We start from the raw sequence: 19,215 nt of genomic DNA on the forward strand, positions 1-19,215 counted from the left end.
TTTGGATGATCCGGGAAATCTCTTTACCCGACGCATTCGGAATTTATCGGTCCGTTATCAAATGACCTCGGAGGCGGGTGCGCCGGGCGGGCAGGGCCGTCCCCCGCGCGCCCTACGGCGGCCCCGACCCGTTCAGCCAGAACGCCCCGTACACCGCGGCCCCCGCGGCGGCCACGGCCAGCACCGCGGCCGCCCGCCCGGTCCGCCACCGGGCCAGCGCCGCCGCGGCCGGCAGGAGCAGTGGGAAGGCCGGCAGCAGCAGCCGCGGCTTCGACCCGAAGTAGCCCGACGCGCACAGCGCCAGCGCCGTCACGATCCCCGCGTACACCAGCAGCGCCGCGGGCTGTCGCTGCCGCAGGCACAGCCGGTACAGCCAGAGCACCAGCAGCACCCCGGCGATCAGCCCCAGGCCCGCGGCGACCGCGCCCGACGCCAGCCGGTCCCCGATGAACCGGGCGAACGCCCAGCCGAAGTCGAAGCCGTTGCCCCAGCCCGCCTGCACGTCCAGGTAGCCCAGCAGCCCGTCCCCGGTGTGCGCCCCCACCCACAGCACGTACCCGGCCGCGCCCAGCGGCGCCAGCAGCACCCCGGCCGCCTGCCGCCGGGACCGCTCGCCGCGCCGCCACGCCAGGGCCGCCGCCACCCACACGGCCGCCACGACGGCCGCCCCCACCGGCCGGGTCAGCCCCGCCGCCGAGGCCAGCAGCCCGGCCGCCACCCAGCGCCCGGACAGCGTGCAGTACAGGGCCCACGCCGCCAGCGCCGTGAACAGCGACTCGCTGTACGCCATCGACTGCACGACCCCCACCGGCAGCGCAGCCCAGACCACGGCCGCGCACACCCCGGCACGCGGCCCGTACAACCGGTCGGCCACCGCGAAGATCCCCCAGGCCGCGGCGAGCGAGGCGGTCCACGCCACCACCAGCCCCGCCGAGCCGTACGACAGGCCGGTCACCGCCGACACCCCCCGCTCCAGCCACGGCAGGAGCGGGAAGAACGCCAGGTTCGAGTGCACGTCCCCGTTGGGCAGAACCACCTCGTACCCGTAACCGCCGCCCGCCACCCGGGCGTACCAGAGCGAGTCCCAGCGCGCCGACAGCAGCGTGTGCGGGCTGCTGCCCGCCGCCGCGCTCCACACCGCCAGCACCGCGAGCCCCAGCGCGCGGACGGCGGCGAAGCCCAGCAGGGCGGGTGCCGCCCGGCGCAGGGAGGGCGGCGCGGGGACGGGGGGCGGATGCGGCGGTGCGGATGGAGCAAGATCGGTCACAGGCATGATTATCGGTGGGAGCGGGCCGCGGCAACGGACCGTGACGACCCGTGCGCACGGGGCAGCGCGAGTGGCGTACGCCACACCCCGGCGCCCGAAGGGGTGAGAGCTTGACCACGTAAGGCGCAGGGGAACTCGCGTACGCTGACGATTCCTCGCGTGCCGGTCCCGGACCCCGTAGGACACCGCCACCCCGTGTCGCGGCAGAACATCAACGCTGGTCCGCCGAGTGCGAGGTCACCTGGGAGGTACGTACATGTCAGGGACGAACACGGCCGCAGCACGCCGCAGCACTCCCTGGCAGCGGCTGGCCGGAGCAGCCGGCGGCGCCAACCGCTGGGTCGTCCTGATCGTCCTCTGCGTCAGCCTCGTCGTCGTCGCGCTCGACGCGACGATCCTGCACGTGGCCGTCCCCGCCGTCACCGCCGACCTGCGGCCCGGCGCGATCGAGCTGCTGTGGGTCGTCGACGCCTACCCCCTGGTCTGCGCCGCCCTGCTGATCCTCTTCGGCACCCTCGGCGACCGGGTGGGACGCCGCCGGATCCTGCTGCTCGGCTACGGGCTGTTCGGCGCCGCCTCCGCGCTCGCGGCCTTCGCGGCCGACGCCCAGGTGCTGATCGCCGCCCGGGTGCTGCTCGGCATCGGCGGCGCGATGATCATGCCCGCCACCCTGTCGATCATCCGCCAGGTCTTCCCGGACCGGCGGGAGCGGGCCGTGGCCATCGGCATCTGGACCGCAGTCGCCGCGGTCGGCGCGGCCACCGGACCGGTCCTCGGCGGCTTCCTCGTCGAGAACTTCTGGTGGGGCTCGGTCTTCCTCATCAACATCCCGCTGATGGCGCTGCTGCTGCCGGCCGCCCGCTGGCTGCTGCCCGAATCCCGCGGCGCCGCCGACGGCCCCTGGGACGTGCTCGGCGCGCTGATGGCCGCCGCCGGCGTGCTCGGCGTGGTGCTCGGCGTCAAACGGGCCGGCGCCCACCAGACCTTCCTCGACGCCGGAGCAGTGCTCCCGTTGCTGACCGGTGCTCTCCTCCTGGTCCTCTTCGTCCGGCGGCAGAAGCGCCGCGCCCACCCCCTGATCGACATGGGGATGTTCGCCCGCGCCGGCTTCTCGACCTCCGTGGGCTGCATCGTCCTCGCCATGCTGGCCCTCGTCGGGCTGGAGCTCATCGCCGTCCAGTACCTCCAGCTGGTGCTGGGCCTGAGCCCGCTCGAAACCGGCCTGCGGCTGCTCCCGCTCACCTTCGCGGCCATGGCCGCCGGCGTCCTCGGCTCCTGGAACCTGCAGCGCTTCGGCCCCCGCCGGATGGTCTCGCTCGGCTTCGCCCTCACCGCGCTCGCCGTCCTGCTGCTGACCCTGATGGGCCAGCACGACCGGCCGGCGCTGCTCACCGCGGGCTTCGTCCTGCTCGGCTTCGGCCTCCAGACCACCCTCTTCGGCGCGTACGAGTCGATGCTCAGCGAGGCCCCGGCGCAGCAGGCGGGCGGGGCCGCGGCCATCGGCGAGACCTCGTACCAGTTCGGCGCCGGCATGGGCATCGCCCTCCTCGGCAGCGTCATGAACGCCGCCTACGCGCCCGGACTGCGCGAGGTGCCCGGGGTGTCCGCCGCCGACAGCGCGGGCGCCGCGCACTCCCTCGGCGAGGCGTACGAGATCGCCGCCGGGCTCGGCGGCAGTGCGGGTGACGCCCTGCACGCGGCGGCCCGCCACGCTTTCGTGCAGGGACTGCACGTCACCCTGTTCGTCAGCGCAGGCCTGCTGCTGCTCGGCGCGCTGGCCGCGCTCCGGCTGCCCCGCACCATGGACTGCGGCCAGGCCGCGGAGGCCTCCGCGGCCGTCGTCCCCGCAACACCGCAGCTCGCGGTCCCGGACGCGCCGCGGGCCGGCGAGATCACGCTGCCCGCGCAGGCCGCGTCCGGCCCGGCGGGCCCGGCCGGCACCGGCCCGCGGGGCAAGGTGCCCGCTCCGGCGCGCCGCGGTGCGGCCGCCCCGGCCCGGTCTGGACGCGCGGCACACTGACCCGTAACGTCGGCACCGAAGCCCAGAAACTTACACTGCTAGTTTTCGCGTGCCGCCGGGAGGCCCCGCCGTGTCTTCACCGTCCATGCCGGCTTTCGACCCCGCCGACCCGCTCGGCCTCGACGACCTGCTCAGCCCCGAGGACCTCGCGGTCCGCGACACCGTCCGCAGCTGGGCCGCCGACCGGGTCCTCCCGTACGTCGCCGACTGGTACGAGACCGGCGAGCTGCCCGTCATCCGCGAACTCGCCCGCGAGCTGGGCGCGATCGGCGCCCTCGGCATGTCCCTCGACGGCTACGGCTGCGCCGGCGCGAGCAACGTCCAGTACGGCCTGGCCTGCCTGGAGCTGGAGGCCGCCGACTCCGGTATCCGCTCCCTGGTCTCCGTCCAGGGCTCGCTCGCGATGTACGCCATCCACCGCTACGGCTCCGAGGAGCAGAAGCAGCGCTGGCTGCCCGGCATGGCCGCCGGCGAGCTGATCGGCTGCTTCGGCCTGACCGAGCCCGACGTCGGCTCCGACCCCGCCGCGATGCGCACGTACGCCAAGAAGGACGGCACGGACTGGGTGCTGACCGGCCGCAAGATGTGGATCACCAACGGCTCCGTGGCCGCCGTCGCCGTCGTCTGGGCCCAGACCGAGGACGGCGTCCGAGGCTTCGCCGTCCCCACCGACACCCCCGGCTTCTCCGCCCCCGAGATCAAGCACAAGTGGTCGCTGCGCGCCTCCGTCACCAGCGAACTGGTCATGGACGAGGTACGGCTGCCCGCCGACGCGGTGCTGCCCGGCGTCACCGGCCTCAAGGGCCCGCTCAGCTGCCTCGGGCACGCCCGCTACGGGATCGTGTGGGGTGCCATGGGCGCGGCGCGCGCGAGTTTCGAAGCGGCCCTCGACTACGCGAAGAGCCGCGAGCAGTTCGGCAGGCCGATCGGCGGCTTCCAGCTGACCCAGGCCAAGCTCGCGGACATGGCGGTCGAACTGCACAAGGGCGTCCTGCTGGCCCACCACCTGGGCCGCCGCATGGACGCGGGCCGGCTGCGGCCGGAGCAGGTCAGCTTCGGAAAGCTCAACAACGTGCGCGAGGCGATCGAGATCTGCCGCACGTCGCGCACGATCCTCGGGGCGAACGGGATCTCCCTCGAATACCCGGTGATGCGGCACGCGACCAACCTGGAGTCGGTCCTCACCTACGAGGGAACCGTCGAGATGCACCAGCTCGTCCTGGGCAAGGCGCTCACCGGTCTCGACGCCTTCCGGTGAGCACCCCGCTCAGCTCTGGTTGAAGAAGCCGTCCTGGCCGCGGTGGCCGCCCTCGCTGACGATCTGGGTGTCGGCCGGGGTCAGCAGGAAGACCCTGGTCGCCACCCGCTCGATCGAGCCGCGCAGGCCGAAGGTCAGGCCGGCCGCGAAGTCCACCACGCGCTTGGCGTCCGTCGGGTCCATGGAGGAGAGGTTCACGATGACCGGGACGCCGTCCCGGAACAGCTCGCCGATCGCGCGGGCGTCCCGGAAGCCGTCCGGCGTGACCGTGGCGATCCGGCGGCCCCGCTCGACGGCCGAGTCCTGCGCGACCTGCACCCGGGGGTTGGTCACCCACGGGTCGGACTGCGCGCCCGGAGCAGCCTCCGCGTACTCGTCGTCGTAGTACCGCTCGTCGTCGCTGTCCTCGACGAGACCCAGCCAGGCACTGGCCTTGCGCACCGAACCCATGGACGCCTCCTTTCACCGCGGTCTGTTTGTGGTTCCGCACTGCCTATGGTCGTCCATGATGCTGACAGCGCGCCAAGTGGATAGCCGCCGCGCAGTGGATTCGTGACGGTTCTGGTGCAGAACACCCGTCGCATCGTCAAGGATGTGAGCGCGTACGGCTGCTGACTGAGTGAAAATACGACGCATCCCCCCGAGCGGGTGAGGAGACGGGCGTTCGGGTGAAGGAATCCGGCTCGGTACGATGCCCCGCACGCGCGCAGCGAGACACGGGGGAGCGCCTTGTTCGGGATCGTCAGGCCATGCACGCACCGCCTCGGAGAGCGGTACAAGGCCGAGTGGACGGCCCATCTCTGCGGGCTGTGCCTGGCACTTCGCGGGGACCACGGCCAGTTCGCCCGGATCGTCACCAACTACGACGGGCTGCTCGTCTCGGTTCTGACGGATGCTCAGTCCGGACCCGCCCCGCACACCCGCCGCACCGCCGGGCCCTGCCCGCTGCGCGGCATGCGCACCGCCTCCGTCGCCCATGGCGAGGGCGCCCGGCTCGCCGCCGCCGTCTCCCTGGTGCTGGCCTCGGCCAAGGTCCGCGACCACGTCGCCGACCGGGACGGGCTGTTGGCCCGGGCCCCGCTCGCCGCGGCCGCCCGCCGGGTCGCCCGCTCCTGGGACCGGGCCGGCGCCCGCACCGGCGCCTCCCTCGGCTTCGACACCGCCCTCCTGGTCGACGCCGTCGACCGGCAGACCGGCATCGAGGCCCTGGCCGGCCCCGGCACCCCGCTGCTGCTCGTCACCGAGCCCACCGAGACCGCCACCGCCGCCGCCTTCGCGCACACCGCGCAGCTCGCCGGGCGGCCCGGCAACGCCACTGCCCTCGCCGAGGCCGGCCGGCTCTTCGGCCGCCTCGCCCACCTCCTCGACGCCGTCGAGGACCGCGAGAGCGACGCCCGGACCGGCGCCTGGAACCCGCTCACCGCCACCGGCACCCCACTCCCCGAGGCCCGCCGGCTGTGCGACGACGCCCTGCACGGCATCCGGCTCGCCCTCGAGGACGTCGATTTCGCCGACGGCGGACTGGCCCACCGGCTCCTCGTGCACGAACTGCGCACCTCCGTCGACCGCGCCTTCGGCACCACCGGCTGCGCCCACACCGGCGGGCCGCAGCACACCGCCTCGTACGGCAACCCGTACGCCCCGGGCCCCGGGTCCGGCCCGCCGCAAGCACCCCCGCCCCCGCCGCAGCGGCCCCGCCGCGGCCTGGTCCCCGGCTGCGCGATGGCCCTCGGGCTCTTCTGCACCTGCCGGATGTGCTGCTCGGACCACGAGGGCCCGTGGTCCCGGCAGGAGCGCGAGGCCTGGTACAAGAAATGCGACTGCGACGACTGCTGCGAGGGGTGCGACTGCTGCGGCGACGGCTGCGGTGACTGCTGCTGCTGTCCCTGCGACGGCTGCTGAAGCTCCATCAGCTCCGTACGGGGTACCCGGGGATGTCCCGGGGGCCGCGCGTGGAAGGGTCACGGCATGACCGATCACGATCCCCCCGGCCCGCCGGGCGACGGCCGCCCCGACGACGCGTACACCGCCTGGCAGCAGTGGCACGAGAGCCGGACCGACACCGTCTCCGGCCCTTACGGTCCGCTCGCGCTGACCGCCACCCACTGGCTCGCCGGCCGCCCCGACGGCCGGATCCCGGACGTGCCCGGTGACTGGCAGCCGGACGGGGACGCGGTGCGGCTCACCGCCGGCCCCGGCGACGGGCTCACCCTGGACGGCCGGCCCTTCCAGGGGACCGTACGGCTCGGCACCGAGGACCGTCCGCCCGCCGAGGCCCGTCTCGGCCACGGCGCCCGGCACCTCGTCCTGCTCCGCCGCGAGGGGGAGTGGGCGGTGCGCGTCTTCGACCCGCACGCCCCGGCCCGGCGCGCCTTCCGGGGCATCGAGGCCACCCCGCACCGCAAGGACTGGGTGCTGAGCGGCACGTTCCGGCCGTATCCGGAACCCCGCACGGTCCAGGTGGACAACGCCGACGGCCGCCGCCGCGGCCTCGGCCTCGGCGGCGAGGTCGCCTTCGGCCACGACGGCGCCCGGCACGCCCTCCAGGTCGCCGTGGACCCGCGGACCGGCGGGCTGTGGGCCGTGTTCGGCGACGCCACCGGCGGCGCCACCAGCTACCGCTTCCGGTTCCTCAAGCCGCCCGCCCCCGCGCCGGACGGCTCCGTCACGCTCGACTTCAACCGGGCCCAGCTGCCGCCGTGCGCCTTCGCGGACCAGTTCATCTGCCCGTTCCCGCCGCCCGGCAACACCCTGCCGTTCCCCGTCGACGCCGGCGAGAGGCGGCTGAAAGGCACCCTTGCGGGCTGACACCCCCGCCGCGACACTCCCGTGCAGCGCACCCCCACCACGGGCCCCCGATCCCCTCAGGGAGGACGACAAGTGAGGCTCAAGCGCACCACCCCCATCCGGCTCGCCGCCCTCGGCGCCGCCATCGCCGCCGTCGCCGCCTTCAACGCCCCCGCCGCCGGGGCCACCGGCAGTGACCAGGGCGGATACTCCGCAGCCCGGCTCGCCGCCGCCGGCGCCTCGGTGCTGCGGGCCGACGTGGCCGGCACCGCCTGGCACACCGATCCCGCCACCGGCACCCTCGTGGTCGCCGCCGACTCCACCGTCAGCCCCGCCGACCTCGCCAGAATCCGGCGCGAGGCCGGTGCCGACGCCGGCGCCCTGCGCATCGAACGCGTCCCGGGCCAGCTGCGCCGGCTGCTGTACGGAGGCGACGCCGTCTACGCGTCGAGCTGGCGGTGCTCCGTCGGCTTCAACGTCCGCAGCGGCAGCACCTACTACTTCCTGACGGCCGGCCACTGCACCGACGGCGCGGGCACCTGGTACACCAACTCGTCCCGCACCACCGCCATCGGCCCGACCACCGGCTCCAGCTTCCCGGTCAACGACTACGGCATCGTCCGCTACGACAACGCCAACGTCACCCACCCGGGCACGGTCGGCAGCCAGGACATCACCGGCGCGGTCAACGCGACCGTGAACATGCCGGTGACCCGCCGCGGTTCGACCACCGGCACCCACAGCGGCCGGGTCACCGGCCTCAACGCCACCGTCAACTACGGCGGCGGCGACGTGGTCTACGGGATGATCCGCACCAACGTCTGCGCCGAGCCCGGCGACAGCGGCGGCTCCCTGTACTCCGGCAGCAACGCCGTCGGCCTCACCTCCGGCGGCAGCGGCAACTGCACCACCGGCGGCACCACGTTCTTCCAGCCGGTGACCGAGGCACTGGCCGCGTACGGGGTGAGCGTGTACTGACCCCCGCGCCCCGCGCGCCCCTGGACGTTCCCCCGCCTTCTGGGAGGATGTCCGGGGGCGCGTTGCGGTCGGCCGACGGGGGGAATGCCGGGATGGAGCGCATCGGGGTGACCGGGCACCGGGCGATTCCGGGAGAGCTGCTCGGCCACGTCAGGGAACGGCTGCGGACGGTGCTGCGCTGCCCGGGCAACGGCCCGCTGGAAGCGCTCTCCAGCCTCGCCGACGGCGCCGACCAGCTGTTCGCGGACATCGCCCTGGAATGCGGCGCCGACCTCACCGTCGTGATCCCCAGCGCCGACTACGAAGCCGACTTCGACGATCCGGAGTCCCTCGCCCGCTACCGGCGGCTCAGGGACCGGGCCGCGCAGGAGGTCCGGCTGGACTTCCCGCACGCCACCGACGAGGCCTACTACGCGGCCGGCGCCTTCATCGCGGACAGCTGCGACCGGCTGGTCGCCGTCTGGGACGGGCAGCCGGCCCGCGGCCGCGGCGGCACCGGCGACATCGTGGCGTACGCGCGCTCCCTCGGAAAGCCGGTCACCGTCATCTGGCGCGAGGGCGTCTGCCGGGACTGACGGCGCCGGCAGGGCTGACAGACCTGACAGGACTGCCGGGACTGACGCGGCCTGCCTCAACTGCTGTGGCGGGCCAGCCAGTCGGTGTGCTGCGGGGAGACGTAGCGCTCGGTCTCGTAGACGGCGGCCGGCCACTGGTCCTCGGTGACCGTCGTCTGCATCACCACCATCATCGCCGCCAGGTCCTGCTCGATGAGGCTGTGCGCCTCGATCAGGGGGTGGTGGCGGCGCATCTCGTTCCACGCGATGCCGGCCGCCGCGGCGGCGCTCAGCAGTCCCGCCACCGCGGCGCCCGGGCCCGAACCCACCGCCCGCAGCAGGGCGAAGAACAGCGCGAGTGCGGTCAGCAGCACGATCGTCCAGGACCACACGGCGGTGGCCCGGCGCGACACCTCGGTGCGCCGCCGGTACCAGTTGCGCTGCTCGATCAGCCGGTCCCGGACGTACGTCTCGCGCCGGACGCTGTACACGCGTTCGCGCAACTGCCGCATGCCGGGCGTGATTTCGGCGCCCTGGGCGAGGGTCCCGGTGTCCCGGGGATCGGTCCACCCCATCTTCTTCAGCTCGTTCAGCCCCGACTCCAGCCGGATCCGGTACAGCGTCTCGGGGTCGCGTCCGTGGTCGCCGTCCGGGCCGAACGGGGCGCCGTGCACCGCGTACCGCCAGGCCAGCGACTTGATGAACTCGGCGGCGGAGCGGTTGAGTTGCCATTGCGGGCGGGCCCGCCGCCGGGTCGCCCGGACGCCCACCCCGAGCACGCCGGCGTACGCGAGGGCGCCCAGCGCGCCGAACAGGCGGAGCGGTCCGACCGGCACCGAGGGCAGGGCGCAGCACGCGGCCGCGGCCACCAGGAGGAACAGCTGCGTGCGCGTGGCCTGGGTGGATTCCCGCTGGCGGGAGATCGCGGCGGCGTCGGAGTGATGGAAAAGCGCGGGAAGATCGTCGTTCCGGAACGTCATGCCGTCCAGTCGCCCGGAAAAGTCCACCACAGCCACCAACCCCCCAGTGTCGTGCCCTGGTGCTCACTCTTTCGATAGAACGCTTGACCTGGCGTCATGTCTCGGTTGCCAATAGTGGCCGGAAGAGTAAAGTCCAGACCGACACTAGCGCGTCGCTGTTGTCATTTCCATGCCCATTCCCTAAGGACGGCCGTGAACACCTCTGCCACCCCTTCGACCAGCGTTGAGAAGAACCGTCGCGTTCCCCTGGCCGAGATCAACACCCGCAGTGCCGCCGCCACGGCAGCCCTCAGTCGTGTCCTGCCGTCCGAAACCCGCCGGACCATCGAGGAAGCGATCTTCAACTCGGCGCTCTGACGCCGAAGTCGGCGCCCTAGACTGGTGGAATGACCGGCCTGATCGCCTTTCGCGAGATCGTCCTGAAAGTCCACAGCAGATGCGATCTTGCATGTGATCACTGCTATGTCTACGAACACGCCGACCAGAGCTGGCGGAACAAGCCGAAAACGATCTCCGAGGACGTGGTTTCCCGGACCGCCGCCCGGCTCGCCGACCATGCGCGAGAACACGCGCTCCCCTCCGTCACCGTGATCCTTCACGGGGGGGAGCCCCTCCTGGCGGGCCCCGCCCGACTCCGGTTCGTCTTCGAGGAGTTCAACCGGGCCCTGGCCGGCACCGCGGACCTCGACCTCCGCATCCACACCAACGCGCTCCAGCTCGGGGCCCGTTACCTCGACCTGTTCGCCGAATTCGGCGTCAAGGTCGGCGTCTCCCTCGACGGGGACCGCACCGCCAACGACCGGCACCGCCGCTTCGCCGACGGCCGCACCTCCCACCCGCTGGTCCTCAAGGCCCTCGCCCTGCTCCGCCAGGACCGCTACCGCCACCTCTACCAGGGCATCCTCTGCACGGTCGACACCGAGAACGACCCCCTCACCGTCCTCGACGCGCTCACCGCCCTCGACCCCCCGCGCATCGACTTCCTCCTCCCGCACGCCACCTGGGAGACCCCGCCGCCCCGCCCCGACGGCACCCCCGACGCCTACGCCCGCTGGCTGCTGCGCGTCTTCGACCACTGGGACCGCGGCGGCCGCCGGGTGCCCGTCCGGATCTTCGACTCGCTCTTCAGCACCCTCCGCGGCGGCCCCAGCCTCACCGAGTCCCTCGGGCTCGCCCCCACGGACCTCGTCGTCGTCGAGACCGACGGCACCCTCGAACAGGTCGACTCCCTCAAGAGCGCCTTCGACGGCGCCGCCGCCACCGGCTTCGACGTCTTCCGGCACACCTTCGACGAGGTGGCCGCCCACCCCGGGGTCCGGGCCCGCCAGCTCGGCCTCGCCGGAGTCAGCGCCCCGTGCCGGGCCTGCCCCGTCGTACGCTCGTGCGGCGGCGGCCTCTACACCCACCGCTACCGCGCCGCCAACGGCTTCGACAACCCCTCCGTCTACTGCGCCGACCTGCGCGAACTCGTGGACGGCGTGACCGGCCGGACCGCCCGCGCGGCCGCCGCCGAGTACGCCGCCCCCGCCGAACTCGACGCCGCCCAGCAGCAGCTGACCCGGATGCTGCTCGCCCGCCTGCACGGCGACCTCGCCGGCACCGGCGGCGCCGCCTGGCAGCGGGCCTGGGAGCTCCTCGGCGGGATCGAGGCCGCCGGCGACGGCCCCGCCGCCCTGGACCCCGTACTCGACCACCCCTACACCCGCACCTGGCTGCTCGCCGCGCTGGAGGCCGTACGGGAGGGCCGGCCCGCCGGGGCCGCGGCCGGGAGGCGGCTGGCCGCGCTCGCCGCCGCCGCCGTGGTCCGCGGCCGGCTCGCCGTACGGGTGCCGGTGCCCTTCCGCGACGGGCAGGTCTACCTGCCCACCCTCGGGCTGCTCAAGGCCGCCGGCCACGGCACAGGACCGGCCGAACTGCGTTCCGCCGACGACGGGTTCGCCATCCGGGAAGGCCGCGCCGAGCAGCACTTCCGGACGGCCGCCGGCGACCGCCGCTGGCAGCCGGTACGGGTCTGGCCCGGCGCAGGACCCGAAGCCCCCGGCGCCGTCCTGGACGACCTCGACCCGCACCGCAACTGCTTCGCCCGGCCGCCGCGGCTGCGGCTCGGCGCCGGCGAGGCCGCCGACTGGCAGGACCGGCTCGCCGCCGCCTGGGCGCTGCTCCACCGCACCGTCCCCGAACTGGCCCGGCAGGCCGCCGCCGGACTCACCACCCTCACCCCGCTGGCCGGCGGTCCGCGGACCGCCGGCCGCGGTGAAGCCGGCCGGCACGGCCCCGGCGCCCTCGGCGTGCCCTGGTCGGCCGGGGTCCCGCAGACGGCGCTGGCCCTGCTCACCGGGCGCCGCCGGGCCCGTCTGCGGGCCCTGACCGAGGTCACCGACCTGTACGCGCTGGACGGCGAATGGCTGCACGGCTCCCCCTGGCGCGAGCACCCCGTCCCCGTCTCCCGACTGCTCGCCGACGTACACGAGCGGGTGGCCGTCGAGGCCTGCCGGCGGGCCGGCGCGGGCGGCCCGCTGGACGACGGCGGGTCGGAGGCCGAGGACATCCTGCGGGCCCTGGACCGGCTGGACTCCGCCGCCGAACTCACCCTCGCCGGACAGGCCCTGGTCGGCGACCTGCGCGGGGAACTCAAGGCCGCCGGAGTGTGAGTGCGGAGTACGGGGCCGGAGCCGGGGCCGGGGCGGAAATAGCGCAGGGCATTCCGCCCTTCCGCACCCGATGTCCGGCCCTTCCGGGGAATTCCCCGGATAACCCGCACACTCCTGCCCGGATGACCGAAAATAGGCGTTGATTGACTGAAGGTTGGGGGGATGTGGCATGGAAGCTCCGGAATGATGTTTCCTCGCTCCACCCGATGTGAGCAGTGGTCACGGGACGGGGGTCGTGTGCCTTCAACAGCGCAGCCGTACTTCTTTCTGAGTTATGCGCACACTCCGAGGTACGGAGCCGGCGGGCCGGACCCCGACATGTGGGTCGAACGGCTCTTCCGCGATCTGTGCGGCCACGTGATGGCCCTGACGGATCTCCCGGCCGGATCCCCCGCGGGATTCATGGACCGCGAGATTCGCTCCGGCGAGGGCTGGTCGGAGCGCCTGGGCGCGGCCCTCGCCTCGTGCCTCGTCTTCGTCCCGCTGTTCTCGCCGCGCTATTTCGCCAGCGAGATGTGCGGAAAGGAGTGGTACGCCTTCGCCCAGCGTGCGATCCACCACGGGGCGCTGAACAACGAGCCCACCGAGGCCATCGTGCCCGCCCTGTGGGTGCCGGTGCCGCCCTCGCAGCTCCCCGGACCCGCCGAACGCCTCCAGTTCAACCACAACACCTTCGGCGACCGCTACGTCACCGACGGCCTGTACGGGCTCATCAAACTCCGCTCCTACGCCGAGCAGTACGAGCGCGCCGTCTACGAACTCGCCAAACGCATCGTCCGCGTCGCCGAATCCGTCCGGCTCCAGTCCAGCCGCCCCGTCGACTACCGGATGGTGCCCAGCGCCTTCGGCGGCCGGGCCGCCGGCCGCGGCCCCGCACCGGCCAGCCGCACCCTCCAGATCACCGTCGCCGCCGGCACCCGGCACGACCTGCCCGACGGCCGCAGCTCCGAGTACTACGGGGACTCCGCGCTGGAGTGGAACCCGTACCACCCCGACTCCCGGCGGCCCGTCGCACACGTCGCCGAGGACCTGGTCCGCTCGCTCAACTACCAGACCGTCATGGCCTCCTTCGACGACGAGGCCGGTCACTTCGACAGCAAGCAGCCCCCCATCCGCCCGGAGATCCTGCTCGTCGACCGCTGGGCGGTGGCCGACGAGCGGCGCAGGCAGCGGCTCGCCGCCTTCGACCAGGACCCCCGGCCCTGGGTGAGCGTGGTCGTGCCGTGGAACCGGCTGGACCACCAGAGCCACGCGAAGGAGACCGAGTTGATCCACCGGCTGGAAGAGACGATGCCGGTCAAAATGAGCCAGGGCCGGGCCGCCTGCCGGGTCGCCGCCAACGGCGTCCACAACATGGAGGCCCTCGGCCAGATCCTCCCGCAGGTGGTCGAGGCCGCCGCCCAGCAGTTCCTCAGACACGCCCAGGTCTATCCGCCCGCCGGCAGCCGGCACGGCGAACGCCCCCGTCTCATAGGCCCGATGGGCATGACCGGCGGCACCCCGCCCCCGCTGCCGCCGCCCGCACCGTTCCCCACCGGATCGCGCTTCGACAAGCCGCACCACGAGCACGCGCTGCCCGAGTACGACGAATTCGGCCCCGATGCGGAGGACACGGATGAGCACCGGTCGTGACGGACGCATCGTCACCTTCTACTCGTACAAAGGCGGTACGGGCCGCACCATGGCCCTCGCGAACACCGCCTGGATCCTCGCCGCCAACGGCAAGCGGGTCCTCGCCGTCGACTGGGACCTGGAAGCCCCCGGCCTGCACCGGTTCTTCCACCCGTTCCTCGACCCGTCCACGCTCGGCGCCACCACCGGGGTCATCGACCTGATCACCGAGTACGCCTGGGCCGCCACCAGCCCCGCCGAGCGGCCCGACGACTGGCACACCGACTACGCGCGGATCCAGCAGCACGCCGTCTCCCTCACCCCCGAGAACCTCGGCTGGGAGTTCCCCGCCGGCGGCACCCTCGACTTCGTCTCCGCCGGCCGGCAGAACCGCGAGTACTCCGCGACCGTCTCCACCTTCGACTGGGACAACTTCTACGACCGGCTCGGCGGCGGCCTGTTCTTCGACGCCCTGCGCGCCGACATGAAGCGCCACTACGACTACGTGCTCATCGACAGCCGCACCGGGCTCAGCGACATCGCCGACATCTGCACCTTCCACCTGCCCGACGTGCTCGTCGACTGCTTCACCCTCTCCGACCAGTCCATCGACGGCGCCGCCGCCGTCGCCCGTCAGGTCCACGACCGCTACGGCGGCCGCGACATCACCATCTACCCGGTCCCCATGCGCATCGACGAGGGCGAGAAGGAGAAGGCCGACGCCGGCCGGGCGCTGGCCCGCCTCAAGTTCGACCGCTTCCCCACCGGCCTCGCCGGCGAGGAGGCCACCGCGTACTGGGGCGCCGTGGAGATCCCGTACCGCCCCTACTACGCGTACGAGGAGACCCTGGCCACCTTCGGCGACGAGGCCGGGCTCACCAACTCGCTGCTCTCCGCCTTCGAACGGCTCACCGCCGTGGTCTCCGGCGGCACCGTCACCGCGATGCCCTCGATCGTCGAGGAGGTCCGGCTGCGGATCCGTGACGCCTTCACCCGCCGCCGCCCCGCCCTGCCCGCCGACCTGTTCCTCTCGTACGTCGCCGAGAACCGGATGTGGGCCGACTGGATCGAGTCGGTGCTCACCCGGGCCGGCTTCCGCGTCGTCCCGAGGGACGTCTCCGCCGAACCCCGGCCCGGCGACACCCTCGGCGGCGGCTTCGGCATCGACAACCCCGCCCGTACCGTCGTGCTGCTCTCCAGCGCCTACCTCAAGTCCGCGCGGGCCGTCGACGTGTGGGAGCGGGCGGCCGCCGAGGACCCCACGGGCGGCCGCCGGCTGGTCGCCCTGCGCGTCGGCGACGTCCGGCTGAGCACCCCCTACATCGACCGCAACCCCGTCGACCTGTTCCGCCTCGACGAGGCCCACGCCACCACCGCACTGCTGCGCGCGATGGAACGGCCCGTCCAGCCCGCCGACGGCAGCGGCACGCCGGGGCCCCGGTTCCCCGGCACAGTCCCGAAGATCTGGAACGCGCCGCCCCGCAACCCCGGCTTCACCGGCCGCAGCATCGTGCTGGAGCGGATGCGCGACCAGCTCGGCGGCGGGATCTCCGTGGTGCTGCCGCAGCCGCAGACCCTCTTCGGGCTCGGCGGCGTCGGCAAGACCCAGGTGGCGCTGGAGTACGTGCACCGGTTCATGGCCGACTACGACCTGGTCTGGTGGATCTCCTCCGAGCAGACCGACGACGTGGTCGCCGGCCTCGCGGAACTCGCCGTCCGGCTCGGCGCGCAGACCGGCGAGGACATGGCGGCCGCCTCCCAGGAGGCCATCGACCTGCTGCGGCGCGGTGTGCCCACGTCCCGCTGGCTGCTCGTGTTCGACAACGCGGACGACCCCGAGACCGTCAAGCGGTTCTTCCCGCCGGGCGGCCCCGGACACGTCCTGGTGACCTCCCGCAACCAGAGCTGGTCCCAGTACGGCGACGCCCTGCCCGTCGACGTGTTCCTGCGCGAGGAGTCCGTCGAGCACCTCCAGCGGCGCGCCCCCGGCCTCACCCCGGACGACGCCGACCAGGTGGCCACCGCCGTCGGCGACCTGCCGCTGGCCGTCGAGCAGGCCGGCGCGTGGATCGCGGAGACCGCCACCCCCGTCCAGTCGTACCTGGAGCAGCTGGCCCAGCAGGCCGCCCGGGTCCTCGCCCTCAACCAGCCCGCCGGCTACCCGGAGCCCGTCGCGGCCACCTGGAACGTGTCCATAGAGCGGCTGCAGAGCCGCTCGCCCGCCGCCGTCCGGCTGCTCCAGCTGTGCGCCTTCTTCGCCCCCGAGCCGATCTCCGCGAACCTGCTCTACAGCAAGGAGATGATCGACGCCCTGAAGCCGTACGACTCCTCGCTCCAGGAGAAGCTGGTGCTCGGCCGGGTCATCCGGGAGATCGGTCGGTTCGCCCTCGCCAAGGTGGACCAGGTCAGCAACAGCATCCAGGTGCACCGCCTGGTGCAGGCCGTGATCCGCGCCCAGCTCAGCGAGGAGGAGCAGCGCGAGACCCGGCACGCCGTGCACCGGATCCTCGGCGGCGCCCGGCCCGACGACGACGAGCCCATCGACAACCCGGAGACCTGGCCGCGGTTCGCCACCATCTGGCCGCACCTGCCGACCTCCGAGGCCCGGTACTGCCGGGAGCCGGAGACCCGGCGGCTGCTCATCGACCGGGTCCGCTACCTCTGGAAGCGCGGCGACTTCAAGGCCGCACACCAGCTGGGCACCGAGCTGCGCGAGGTCTGGAAGGAGACCCTCGGCGACGACGACCTCCAGTACCTCTACCTGCGCTTCCACCTCTCCAACATCCTGCGCTCGCAGGGGCGTTACGTGGAGGCGAAGGAGCTGGACGAGGTCACCCTGGAGCGCCAGCGGCGGGCGCTCGGCCCCACCCACCCGCACACGTACATGACCACCAGCGGCCTCGCCATGAACCTGGGCGCGCTCGGCCAGTACGGCAGGGCGATGGAGCTGGCCACCGAGGCCCACGAGGGCTTCGGCCAGATCTTCCACGAGGCCCACCCGCGGACCCTGGCGGCGGCCAACAACCTGGCCCTGAACCTGCGCATGGTCGGGCAGTACGCGCGGGCCCGCGAGATCGACCAGGAGGTCTTCGACCGACGCACCGAGGTGCTCGGCCCGGAGCACCCGTACACCCTCTCCTCGGCCCAGAACCTCGCCCGCGACCTGCGCGAGGTCGGCCGCTACGAGGACTCGGTGCAGCTCCTGAGCAGAGCGTACGAGGTGTACAAGCGGACCCTGGGCCGGGCCTTCCCGGGCACCCTGTCGGCCGCCAAGAACCTCGCCGTGTCGCTGCGCCGGGCCGGGCAGCTGGAGGACGCGCTGCGGCTGACCACGGCCACCCGCAACCGCTACCGGGCCAAGTACACCTCGGTCAACCCGGACCTGCTGGCCTGCGACCTGAACCTGGCCGCGGACCTGTTCGCCACCGGCGACCCGCTCGCGGCCCGGGACATCGCCCAGGAGGTGGTGGACGAGTACATGAAGGTGCCGGGGGAGCGGCACCCGTACACCCTGGCGGCGCGGAACAACCTGGCGGTCTTCCACTGGGGCACCGGCTCGCCGCAGACGGCCGAGCCGATGCTCCAGGACGCGATCCGGGTGATGCGCGAGGTGCTCGGCGACAACCACCCGCACACCATCTTCGCGACCCTCAACCTGGCCAATGCCCATGCCGACCTGGGCGATCCGGCGGGGGCGCTGAAGATCGAGCGGGTCGCGGTCGGGCGGCTGCGCGAGGTGCTCGGGTTCCACCACCCGGAGACCCTGGCCTGCGCCTCGAACATGGCGATCAGCCTGGACCGGATCGGGCGCAAGGAGGAGGCGGCCCGGCTGCGGCAGGAGACGGCCGCCGAGCTCCAGCGGCTGCTGGGCGAGGACCACGGGCTGACCCGGTACGCGCGCGAGGAGCGGCGGGTGCACCGGGACCTGGAGCCGCTGGCGGTGTGAGGCGGAGGAGGGGGCGGTCCGGGGCACCCGGGCCGCGCCTTTCCCCCTGGAGGTGTTGCGGCGGGTCCCTAGGCGGACCGCTGCTGCGGCGGGTCCTGGCCGTCGCGGTCCGCGTCCCGGTCGCGCACCAGCCAGGTGAGGATCTCGGGGAGTGCGCGGAAGGCCGCGAAGTGTGCCGACGCCGGTTCGAAGGCGGCGGTGGACCGCGGGATCCGGCGGGCCAGCCAGCGGGAGTGCCCCACCGGCGAGAACACGTCCTGCTCGCCGTGCCACAGCAGCACCGGGCAGGTGATGTCCGCGGGGTCGAAGCCCCAGGGGCCGGAGAAGGCGTGGATGTCGTCGAGCCATCCGTACGGCGAATGCCGGAGCCCCTCGCGGTAGTTGCGCTCCAGCATCAGCCGCAGCCCGGCGTCGGAGACGATGATCCGGTCGTTGTCGGTGAGCTCCAGGCGCAGTTCCTCCAGCAGCCGGCCGGGGTCCCGGGCGATGGCGTCGGAGCGGGGGATCAGCCGGGCGGCCAGCTCTTCCGGGGCGGCGGTGGCCGAGGTGTACTCGCGCACGTTGAACGTGGTCATGCCGTCGAACCAGTCCAGCCCGTCCGCGTCCCGGGGCGCCAGCCCGACCAGGGTCGCGCACCGGGTCACCCGGCCCGGGAGCAGCGCGGCGCACGCCAGGGCGTGCGGGGCGCCGCCGGAGCGGCCCACCACGGCGAAGGTGTCCAGTCCCAGGGCGTCGGCGATCGCGGCCACGTCCTGGGCCGCGTCGGCGACGGAGCGGCCCGGCCGGCGGTCTGAGCTGCCGTAACCGGGCCGGTCGTGGGTGATGAGCCGGATCCGGCGCTGGTAGAGGACCATCCCGCGGGGCGCGGGGCCCAGTCTGCTCCCGGGGGTGCCGTGGAGGAGGAAGACCGGGGTGCCCCGGGGGTCGCCGAGCGTCTCCACGGTCAGCTTTCGTCCGTCGGCGGTACGCACCCGACTGCGCACGCGCTCCCTCCTCCACGGTCGCTGCAAGCCGTCACGGTGATTGTCCCCGGGGCGCCCGGAGCGCGGTAGGGCGCACTTTCGGGAAATTCTTGTGAAAACTTTCACAAGCTCGCGAGGGTCTTTGGACCCTCATGATCTTGCCTGGTCAGGAAGGGGTCCGGCGAGTTCGGGGAAGATCGG

The 19,215-nt window shown here is 73.3% G+C and carries 14 protein-coding genes; 10 read left to right on the forward strand and 4 right to left on the reverse strand.

All coding sequences use genetic code 11. From position 1 onward, the window contains the following. Window positions 1-112: 112 nt before the first annotated feature. Complete coding sequence (locus tag LG634_RS19910; RefSeq protein ID WP_372482460.1) at window positions 113-1,273, reverse strand: putative hexosyltransferase; 1,161 nt, start codon at window positions 1,271-1,273, stop codon at window positions 113-115. 250 nt (window positions 1,274-1,523) lie between these two features. On the opposite strand from LG634_RS19910, the gene LG634_RS19915 reads away from it, so the two are divergent. Together LG634_RS19915 and LG634_RS19920 are read left to right on the forward strand one after the other, a co-directional pair. Then, window positions 1,524-3,287, forward strand: a complete 1,764-nt coding sequence (locus LG634_RS19915; RefSeq protein WP_226735237.1) for an MFS transporter — start codon at window positions 1,524-1,526, stop codon at window positions 3,285-3,287. 85 nt (window positions 3,288-3,372) lie between these two features. Then, on the forward strand, window positions 3,373-4,545 hold the full coding sequence (locus LG634_RS19920) for an acyl-CoA dehydrogenase family protein (RefSeq protein ID WP_226735272.1): 1,173 nt from the start codon (window positions 3,373-3,375) through the stop codon (window positions 4,543-4,545). Window positions 4,546-4,554: 9 nt separating this feature from the next. Here LG634_RS19920 and LG634_RS19925 read toward each other — a convergent pair whose 3' ends face one another. Beyond that, window positions 4,555-4,995, reverse strand: coding sequence for a cell division protein SepF (locus tag LG634_RS19925; protein WP_226735238.1), 441 nt, complete (start codon window positions 4,993-4,995; stop codon window positions 4,555-4,557). 279 nt (window positions 4,996-5,274) lie between these two features. Here LG634_RS19925 and LG634_RS19930 point away from each other — a divergent pair, with 279 nt between their 5' ends. The 4 genes from LG634_RS19930 (at window position 5,275) to LG634_RS19945 (ending at window position 8,885) form a co-directional block, all read left to right on the forward strand. Then, a complete protein-coding gene (locus tag LG634_RS19930; protein WP_226735239.1) occupies window positions 5,275-6,447 on the forward strand; it encodes a DUF5685 family protein in 1,173 nt (390 codons plus the stop codon). Between the two features lie 66 nt (window positions 6,448-6,513). Beyond that, complete coding sequence (locus LG634_RS19935; protein WP_226735240.1) at window positions 6,514-7,353, forward strand: DUF1684 domain-containing protein; 840 nt, start codon at window positions 6,514-6,516, stop codon at window positions 7,351-7,353. Window positions 7,354-7,425: 72 nt separating this feature from the next. Beyond that, window positions 7,426-8,310: a S1 family peptidase gene (locus LG634_RS19940; protein ID WP_226735241.1), complete on the forward strand. Its 885-nt coding sequence runs from the start codon at window positions 7,426-7,428 to the stop codon at window positions 8,308-8,310. A gap of 92 nt (window positions 8,311-8,402) precedes the next feature. Beyond that, a complete protein-coding gene (locus LG634_RS19945; protein ID WP_226735242.1) occupies window positions 8,403-8,885 on the forward strand; it encodes an OTU domain-containing protein in 483 nt (160 codons plus the stop codon). A gap of 56 nt (window positions 8,886-8,941) precedes the next feature. On the opposite strand, the gene LG634_RS19950 is transcribed toward LG634_RS19945, so the two are convergent. Next, window positions 8,942-9,844: a DUF4231 domain-containing protein gene (locus tag LG634_RS19950; protein ID WP_226735243.1), complete on the reverse strand. Its 903-nt coding sequence runs from the start codon at window positions 9,842-9,844 to the stop codon at window positions 8,942-8,944. 192 nt (window positions 9,845-10,036) lie between these two features. On the opposite strand from LG634_RS19950, the gene fxsA reads away from it, so the two are divergent. The 4 genes from fxsA to fxsT all read left to right on the forward strand — a co-directional run bounded on the left by fxsA (window position 10,037) and on the right by fxsT (window position 18,052). Further along, the gene (gene fxsA, locus LG634_RS38255) at window positions 10,037-10,201 is read left to right on the forward strand and encodes an FxSxx-COOH cyclophane-containing RiPP peptide (protein ID WP_226735244.1); all 165 of its coding nucleotides are present in this window, start codon (window positions 10,037-10,039) and stop codon (window positions 10,199-10,201) included. A gap of 29 nt (window positions 10,202-10,230) precedes the next feature. Beyond that, window positions 10,231-12,495: a radical SAM/SPASM protein FxsBH, inactivated beta-hydroxylase extension form gene (fxsBH, locus tag LG634_RS19960; protein ID WP_226735245.1), complete on the forward strand. Its 2,265-nt coding sequence runs from the start codon at window positions 10,231-10,233 to the stop codon at window positions 12,493-12,495. 186 nt (window positions 12,496-12,681) lie between these two features. Further along, window positions 12,682-14,127 carry a TIR-like protein FxsC gene (locus LG634_RS19965; protein ID WP_226735273.1) on the forward strand — a complete coding sequence of 482 codons (1,446 nt, stop codon included), beginning with the start codon at window positions 12,682-12,684 and terminating at the stop codon, window positions 14,125-14,127. After that, window positions 14,111-18,052 carry an FxSxx-COOH system tetratricopeptide repeat protein gene (fxsT, locus tag LG634_RS19970; protein WP_226735246.1) on the forward strand — a complete coding sequence of 1,314 codons (3,942 nt, stop codon included), beginning with the start codon at window positions 14,111-14,113 and terminating at the stop codon, window positions 18,050-18,052. Before LG634_RS19965 ends, fxsT begins: the two co-directional genes overlap by 17 nt. A 68-nt stretch (window positions 18,053-18,120) precedes the next feature. Here fxsT and LG634_RS19975 read toward each other — a convergent pair whose 3' ends face one another. Then, a complete protein-coding gene (locus tag LG634_RS19975) occupies window positions 18,121-19,035 on the reverse strand; it encodes an alpha/beta fold hydrolase (protein ID WP_226735247.1) in 915 nt (304 codons plus the stop codon). Window positions 19,036-19,215 lie beyond the last annotated feature (180 nt).

The organism is Streptomyces bambusae (assembly GCF_020532645.1).
Taxonomy (GTDB): Bacteria; Actinomycetota; Actinomycetes; order Streptomycetales; family Streptomycetaceae; genus Streptomyces; species Streptomyces bambusae.

Excerpts from the sequence above, each read along its gene's own strand:
- LG634_RS19915 (WP_226735237.1), top strand. The coding sequence starts at position 1,524 with ATGTCAGGGACGAACACGGCCGCAGCACGCCGCAGCACTCCCTGGCAG.
- LG634_RS19965 (WP_226735273.1), top strand. The coding sequence starts at position 12,682 with ATGTTTCCTCGCTCCACCCGATGTGAGCAGTGGTCACGGGACGGGGGT.
- fxsBH (WP_226735245.1), top strand. The coding sequence starts at position 10,231 with ATGACCGGCCTGATCGCCTTTCGCGAGATCGTCCTGAAAGTCCACAGC.
- LG634_RS19925 (WP_226735238.1), bottom strand. The coding sequence starts at position 4,995 with ATGGGTTCGGTGCGCAAGGCCAGTGCCTGGCTGGGTCTCGTCGAGGAC.
- fxsT (WP_226735246.1), top strand. The coding sequence starts at position 14,111 with ATGAGCACCGGTCGTGACGGACGCATCGTCACCTTCTACTCGTACAAA.
- LG634_RS19935 (WP_226735240.1), top strand. The coding sequence starts at position 6,514 with ATGACCGATCACGATCCCCCCGGCCCGCCGGGCGACGGCCGCCCCGAC.
- LG634_RS19950 (WP_226735243.1), bottom strand. The coding sequence starts at position 9,844 with ATGACGTTCCGGAACGACGATCTTCCCGCGCTTTTCCATCACTCCGAC.
- LG634_RS19920 (WP_226735272.1), top strand. The coding sequence starts at position 3,373 with ATGCCGGCTTTCGACCCCGCCGACCCGCTCGGCCTCGACGACCTGCTC.
- LG634_RS19910 (WP_372482460.1), bottom strand. The coding sequence starts at position 1,273 with ATGCCTGTGACCGATCTTGCTCCATCCGCACCGCCGCATCCGCCCCCC.
- LG634_RS19945 (WP_226735242.1), top strand. The coding sequence starts at position 8,403 with ATGGAGCGCATCGGGGTGACCGGGCACCGGGCGATTCCGGGAGAGCTG.